Genomic DNA, 6000 nt, shown 5'->3' on the forward strand with positions numbered 1-6000 from the left:
GCACTACCACGTAGAAAGGAAGGCGACAGAGATGAAAGACTTATTTGCTCTCCACGGCAAGGTTGCTGTGATCACCGGTGGGACGGGAGTGCTGGGCAGCGAGCTGTCCAGGGGGCTGGCCCAGGCCGGTGCCAAGGTGGTCGTTCTAGGTAGAGATGAGGGCCGCCGGGCTGCCGTGGTGACTGATATTCAACAGGCAGGCGGAGAGGCAGTGGGTATTGCCTGCGATGTTTTGAACCAGGAGAGCCTGTTGGCTGCCAAGGCCGAGGTTCTAGAACGCTTTGGCACAGTGGACATTTTGGTCAACGGCGCCGGGGGCAACAGGAAGGATGCCACCACCAGCCCTGATCTCTCCTTCTTCGACCTTCCCCAGGAGGCTTTGGACTACGTCGTGCGGCTGAACTTCATGGGCACGCTCCTGCCCACCCAGGTTTTCGGGCAGGTGTTTGCGGAAAAGAAGGAAGGCGTGATCCTCAACGTTTCTTCCATGTCCTCCTACCAGCCCATGACCAATGTCATCGGCTATTCCGCAGCCAAGGCGGCCATCAACAATCTGACCATGTGGCTGGCTGTGCACTTCTGCAAGCACTACTCCCCCAACATCCGGGTGAATGCCATCGCCCCCGGGTTCTTCCTCACTGAGCAGAACCGCTTCCTGCTCACCGAGGAAAAAACCGGTGAGCTCACCCAGCGGGGCCGCACCATCTTGGAACACACCCCCATGGGCCGCTTTGGCGAGCCCTCCGACTTGGTGGGTACGGTGATCTGGTTGGTAAGTGATGCCAGCAAGTTCGTGACCGGGGTTGTTGTACCGGTAGACGGCGGCTTCATGGCCTTTTCGGGCGTGTAAGGTGGGCAGATAGCAGAGAATAGGCCCGCATTTCCCCCAGGGAAATGCGGGTTTTTTTGACTTAAGATGGGAACACTGTAAGGGATAGACCAAAGGAACAGGGTGATAGGCGTGGGGTGGACCGGCTGGCCCTTTGAGCGGGTGGCAATCCTCTTTGCTTCCCTGGGCTTTCTCCTCATCTTCGTGCAGGTGACGCTCTTCCATTACCGCCAGAACTTCAGGCACTGGGCCCAGTGGGTTCCGGTGATCGCCCTGCCAATTCTGGCTCTGACTGGCCTGTGGGTCACAGCTTCCGGCACGGCAGGCGTGCGCCGGGTTTTTGCCCTGCTCTGCGCGGCAGATGCTTTAGGGGGATTGTACGGTTTTTTCCTCCACCTGCGGGGCGTGGGGCAGAGGGTGGATGGCTACCGGCTGCAGAACTTCCTGGTGGGCCCACCGGTGGTACTGCCTTTAACCATTACCGCCTTGAGCGTGCTCGGACTTTTGGCCGTGTACTGGAGTGGTGGGCTGTGATGGGCTTGGAGAGCCTCTATCCCGATTACGATGTCTTGGCCCTCCAGGACGAGTGGGATGCCAATACCCGCCAGATCGTAAAGCAGCGCCTGGGGCCCTTTGAGTTTAAGCTGCTCTCCCACTGGCAGCAGGGGATGATCAAGGCCCTGGCCCGGCAGCTGGCCTGCGAGGGGCGGGATGAGGTGCTCACCTGGATTGCCTTCCATGTGGAGACGGAACTGGGCAAACCCCAGGGGGAAGCCCAGCGCAAGCCGGGTATCCCGCCCCGTAAGGAACTCATCCTCGCCGGTTTGGACGCTTTGGACAACTGGGCTAAGGCCAAGTTTTTCAAAGGCTTTCTCAGCCTCAAGGAAGCGCAGCAGCTGGAGTTCCTGCAGCTCTTGGAGGTGGGCGGTTTACCACAAGAAGAGGGCTGGGATGTGGAAAGACAAAAGGAGCTGTTCAAGAAGCTCGCGGGTCTAGTCATCACCGCCCATTACTCCCATCCCTGGGTGTGGTCGGAGATTGGATACGGCGGCCCAGCGTACCCCCGCGGTTATGTCCGGGTGGAGCTGGGGCTTGTGGACCCTTGGGAACCAAAACAGGCCGAGTGGAGCTGAGCGGGGGAGCGCCATGGCAGAGAAGGTTTCAGTACAGCATAACTGCGATCATTACGACCGGGAGCGCCACCCCCACCTGCGCAAGCGCAAATACGGGGGCCAAGAGGTGGATGCGGTTATCGTGGGTCTGGGGGCGGCTGGGGGAGTGCTCCTTTACGAACTGGCCAAGGCGGGATTGAGCGTTGTGGGCATCGAGGCGGGCCCCTTTTGGGATCCCCAGACTGACTTCGCCAGCGATGAGCTCCATGCCCAGTCCCTGGCCTGGAATGACACGCGCCTTTCCACAGGCCAAAACGCCCTGCAGTTTGGGGCCAACAACTCGGGGCGCGGCGTAGGGGGCGGCACCGTACATTTCACCGGGGTCTTTTACCGCTTCCATGAAAGCGACTTCAGGGTGCGCACCCTGGATGGAGCAGCGGAAGACTGGCCCATCACCTATGCAGATCTAGCCCCCTACTACGCCAAGATCGAGGAAGAGATCAAGGTGAGCGGCCCCCGGGAGTTCCCCTGGGGAGCCTTCCACGGCCCGTACCCCTATCCCGAGCGCAGCCCCATCAGCGGCAATGCGGAAATCTTCCGCCGGGGCTGCGCGGCCTTGGGGATCCGCAGCACCGTGGCTCCCCTGGCCATCCTTTCTGCGCCCTTTGATGGACGGCCCCCTTGCATCAACCGGGGTTTCTGCAACCAGGGGTGTCTGCCCAATGCCAAGTTTTCCACCTTGATCCACCATGTGCCCAAGGCCATCGGACTGGGCGCGGAGGTTTTGACGGACTGCATGGTGACCCGCATCCTGGTGGACAAAGGGGGCCGGGTGACCGGTGTGGAGTTCAACCACGACGGCCAGTTCTACGCCCAGAAGGCCAAGGTGGTGATCGTCTCGGCCTTCGCCGTGGAAACACCTAGGCTCCTGCTGAACTCCGCCTGCAGCCAGTTTCCGGAAGGCCTGGCCAACAGCAGCGGCCTGGTGGGGAAGTACTTGATGCCCCACAGCGGTCACGATGTGTACGCCCGTTTCGACCAGGAGATCCGCCTCTACAAAGGTACACCGGTTCTGGCCGTCAGTCAGGATTTCTATGAGACCGACCTGAGCCGGGGTTTTATCCGCGGCTATTCCCTCCACGCCCACGGCGCACGGCCGGTGGGTATGGCGGTGAAGGCGGCCACCAATGCGGGGATCTGGGGGAAAAAACTGCGGGAGATCATGCTCCACTGGAACTTCTATGCCCGCATCACTCTGGTGGGGGAAGTGCTCCCCGAGGCCACAAACTGCGTGACCTTGAGCGAGGAAAAGGATGAGTACGGTCTGCCCAGGGCCCAGGTCCACTTTGCTTACGGAGAAAACGACCAAAAGCTCATCGCCCACGGGATCCAAAAGTGCCAAGAGATCCTGGCCGCGGCGGGGGGGAGGGACGCCTTTGTGGTGCCGGACAGCGCCCATCTCATGGGCGGCTGCCGCATGGGCAAGGACCCCAGCACCTCAGTTGTGAACGAGTTCTGCCGCAGCCACGATATCCCCAACCTCTACATCTGCGATGCCAGCGTGTTCGTAACTTCTGGGGCCGCCAATCCCACGGAGACGGTGATGGCCCTGGCGGCCCGTACCGCGGACCAGATCATCGCGCAGGGAAAGAGATAAAGGGGAGGCCCACCGCAACCGCCCGGTGGGCCTCCACACTTTTTCCATCCTTATTTGCTCTTTTTTCTCACCAGCGAAAGGCTGCCCCAGCCGCCCACGATGGCCAGGTAAAAACCGAAATCATACCACCAACCGGTGTTGGCCACCTCGTACACCCGGATATGGGGGCGGAACAGGCCGAAGATCAGGGATAGGGGGGCCACCCAGCCGTGCCAGATACCGGTGAAAAAGCCCGCGGGATTCTCCGGTGTCCTACTGCCGCTCCCGGGCAGGCAGCCGGTGAGCAGAAGGCAGCCGGCAGCCAGCAAAGCGAATAAAGCAAATCTCTTCACTCCACGTGCCTCCTTTGCTGTCTCACCTTTATTTGACATCTGAGCTGCAACTTCCTCTTCCCTGGGGAGGCATCTGCGCCATTTTGCCGAATAAAGCTGCTAGAAAACAAGGTAGAATGGGTGCAGGTCTGTGGAACACAGAGAGTCTGGGCTGCGGCCCCACCTGGCCGCGGCGGGAGCAGCCGTTATCTTCGGCTTTTCCTTTTTGTTTACCAAAAACGCCTTGGACAGTCTCGAGACCTTCGAACTCTTGGGGCTGAGGTTTTTCCTGGCCGCTTTCTTCATGCTCTTTCTGCGCAGGCTGAAACTGATCCAGGTGGAGCTTTCCTGGGACAAGCTGGGCAGTTTGCTTGTGGTGGCCGTTTTCCAGCCCGTCCTTTATTTCATCTGCGAGACCGTGGGGGTCAACCTCACTTCCGCTTCGGTGGCTGGAGTTCTCATCGCGCTCATACCTGTTGCGGTTGCGCTTTTGGCCGCGGCGCTCCTAAAGGAGCGTCTAAGCGGGGAACAGTGGGTTTTCATCGCCACTTCTGTGACCGGCGTGGTCCTGCTTTCCCGGCCCCAGCTGCAGGGGGGATTGGGGGGCGTCAAGGGGATCTTGGCGCTGCTGGGGGCAGTGGTGGCCGCCGCCCTTTACAACATCGCCTCCCGCCAGGCCTCAAGCAAGGCCGCTCCCGTGGAAGTGACCTACGTGATGATGTGGGTGGGAGCTGTGGCGTTCAACGCCGTGGTGTTAATGCGCGCCGCGCTCACAGGTCGCCCCCTCACCTATTTCCTGGCCTTGGGCCGCTGGGAGACTGCTTCCGCCCTTCTTTACCTGGGCCTGCTTTCTTCGGTTGGTGCCTTTTTCCTCCTCAACTACGCCCTGGCTAAGCTCAGTGCCTCCCGGGTGGCGGTGTTCACCAACCTCACCCCGGTGTTTTCCATCCTGGCTGGGGTGTTGTTCAGGGGCGAGCGGCTGCTCGCGGGGCAGCTCATTGGGGCGGCGATCGTCTTGGTGGGTGTGTGGGGTGTAAGTAAAAGGACGCAAAAAAGCCTCTCCTGAGCGGGGAGGCTTAAGGCTTTAGCGCCTGAAGAGGGCCGTGAGGGGAAGCTCTACGTCTACCTCGGACGATAGCTTCCACTTGCCGTTCACCTTGGTCAGCTCAAAGAAGACTTCTTGCGTTATCTCCCTCTCAACGGGCCACTCCACTGGCTCACCCGCCATGAGTGCGTCCCAGAGCTGCTCGGCAATCTCCGTAAAGTCATCGGGGATTTCGTCGAAGAATTCCTTCAAAATCTCCTTGAGGACCTCCTCATACAGCTCCATGAAGACGTCGAAGAGGTCGTTGACAAACGCGACGAAGACATTGTGGGCGGTGTCCTCATCGATCTTCACCTTCATGTATAACTCTGTTGCCACTTGGGTCTTGTTGGGTTCCTACACGATGTCAGGCTCGCCCCCGAAGGTGATCTCAAACACCGCACCGCCCTCTTTTGCTGCAGTCAAGGCCCCTTGGATCATCCTGACGAAATGCTGTCGTTCGAACTTCAGCTCATCCTGCCCCGGCAGCACCGGATCTAGCAAGATAGGGAAGGCGAAAAGGTCTGCGATCTTGTTGGCATCGAGGCTGCTGAGTGCCGTCTCCATCTGGGCTAAGAACTCTTCTGCGGTTTGCTCCTTCTTAGTGCCACCTCCCCAACAGCCCCAGAGTAACAAGGCCGCGGTCAGCAGAACCGCGCACAGGAACCAACGACTGTGCCTTTTCATCTTTTTACCCCCTCGTTGTAAGTGGATTCTTGGACCAGATTCTTCCTGGAGCGGCCCCAATCCTGCTGGCGGTGGGCCTTTCTGGACAAAAGGTGACTTTTGGTATCCTGCTGGGTTGAAAAAAATCGGGATCATGGGAAGGACTTGCTAAGTTCACGTTGTATTATTATCAACGAATAAATCCGAAACGTTTCGGATGAGGGGGAAAGGAAACTCCGTTTTCTTTTGGTTGGGATCCGAAACGTTTCGGATAACAGGGGATGATTGCATGGCGGCTACACTGAAGGACGTCGCCCGCTTAGCGGGGTTTTCGGTGACCA

General features: G+C 59.4%; 8 protein-coding genes. 5 read left to right on the forward strand and 3 right to left on the reverse strand.

The annotated features are described in order from the left end of the window. Positions 1 to 31 precede the first annotated feature (31 nt). From ACE4YL_RS09035 to ACE4YL_RS09050, 4 genes are all read left to right on the forward strand, one after another. Positions 32 to 850, forward strand: a complete 819-nt coding sequence (locus ACE4YL_RS09035; RefSeq protein WP_461357931.1) for an SDR family oxidoreductase — start codon at positions 32 to 34, stop codon at positions 848 to 850. Positions 851 to 961: 111 nt separating this feature from the next. Continuing rightward, a complete protein-coding gene (locus ACE4YL_RS09040) occupies positions 962 to 1363 on the forward strand; it encodes a hypothetical protein (RefSeq protein ID WP_461357930.1) in 402 nt (133 codons plus the stop codon). Next, on the forward strand, positions 1363 to 1962 hold the full coding sequence (locus ACE4YL_RS09045) for a gluconate 2-dehydrogenase subunit 3 family protein (protein ID WP_461359992.1): 600 nt from the start codon (positions 1363 to 1365) through the stop codon (positions 1960 to 1962). Before ACE4YL_RS09040 ends, ACE4YL_RS09045 begins: the two co-directional genes overlap by 1 nt. A gap of 13 nt (positions 1963 to 1975) precedes the next feature. Further along, a complete protein-coding gene (locus tag ACE4YL_RS09050; RefSeq protein WP_461357928.1) occupies positions 1976 to 3598 on the forward strand; it encodes a GMC family oxidoreductase in 1623 nt (540 codons plus the stop codon). Between the two features lie 50 nt (positions 3599 to 3648). Here ACE4YL_RS09050 and ACE4YL_RS09055 read toward each other — a convergent pair whose 3' ends face one another. Further along, a complete protein-coding gene (locus ACE4YL_RS09055; RefSeq protein ID WP_461357927.1) occupies positions 3649 to 3930 on the reverse strand; it encodes a hypothetical protein in 282 nt (93 codons plus the stop codon). Between the two features lie 130 nt (positions 3931 to 4060). Between ACE4YL_RS09055 and ACE4YL_RS09060 the strand changes: the two genes are divergently transcribed. Further along, positions 4061 to 4975, forward strand: coding sequence for a DMT family transporter (locus tag ACE4YL_RS09060; protein ID WP_461365266.1), 915 nt, complete (start codon positions 4061 to 4063; stop codon positions 4973 to 4975). Positions 4976 to 4993: 18 nt separating this feature from the next. Here ACE4YL_RS09060 and ACE4YL_RS09065 read toward each other — a convergent pair whose 3' ends face one another. Continuing rightward, on the reverse strand, positions 4994 to 5314 hold the full coding sequence (locus ACE4YL_RS09065; RefSeq protein ID WP_461369558.1) for a hypothetical protein: 321 nt from the start codon (positions 5312 to 5314) through the stop codon (positions 4994 to 4996). Positions 5315 to 5350: 36 nt separating this feature from the next. Then, complete coding sequence (locus ACE4YL_RS09070) at positions 5351 to 5680, reverse strand: hypothetical protein (protein ID WP_461369559.1); 330 nt, start codon at positions 5678 to 5680, stop codon at positions 5351 to 5353. Between the last annotated feature and the right edge of the window lie 320 nt (positions 5681 to 6000).

The organism is Candidatus Darwinibacter acetoxidans, assembly GCF_041936445.1.
Taxonomy (GTDB): Bacteria; Bacillota; Limnochordia; order Darwinibacteriales; family Darwinibacteriaceae; genus DTU010.

What these genes read in the sequence shown, in the direction of transcription:
- ACE4YL_RS09035 (WP_461357931.1), top strand. Translation starts at nt 32, where the DNA reads ATGAAAGACTTATTTGCTCTCCACGGCAAGGTTGCTGTGATCACCGGT.
- ACE4YL_RS09070 (WP_461369559.1), bottom strand. Translation starts at nt 5,680, where the DNA reads ATGAAAAGGCACAGTCGTTGGTTCCTGTGCGCGGTTCTGCTGACCGCG.
- ACE4YL_RS09045 (WP_461359992.1), top strand. Translation starts at nt 1,363, where the DNA reads ATGGGCTTGGAGAGCCTCTATCCCGATTACGATGTCTTGGCCCTCCAG.
- ACE4YL_RS09050 (WP_461357928.1), top strand. Translation starts at nt 1,976, where the DNA reads ATGGCAGAGAAGGTTTCAGTACAGCATAACTGCGATCATTACGACCGG.
- ACE4YL_RS09065 (WP_461369558.1), bottom strand. Translation starts at nt 5,314, where the DNA reads ATGAAGGTGAAGATCGATGAGGACACCGCCCACAATGTCTTCGTCGCG.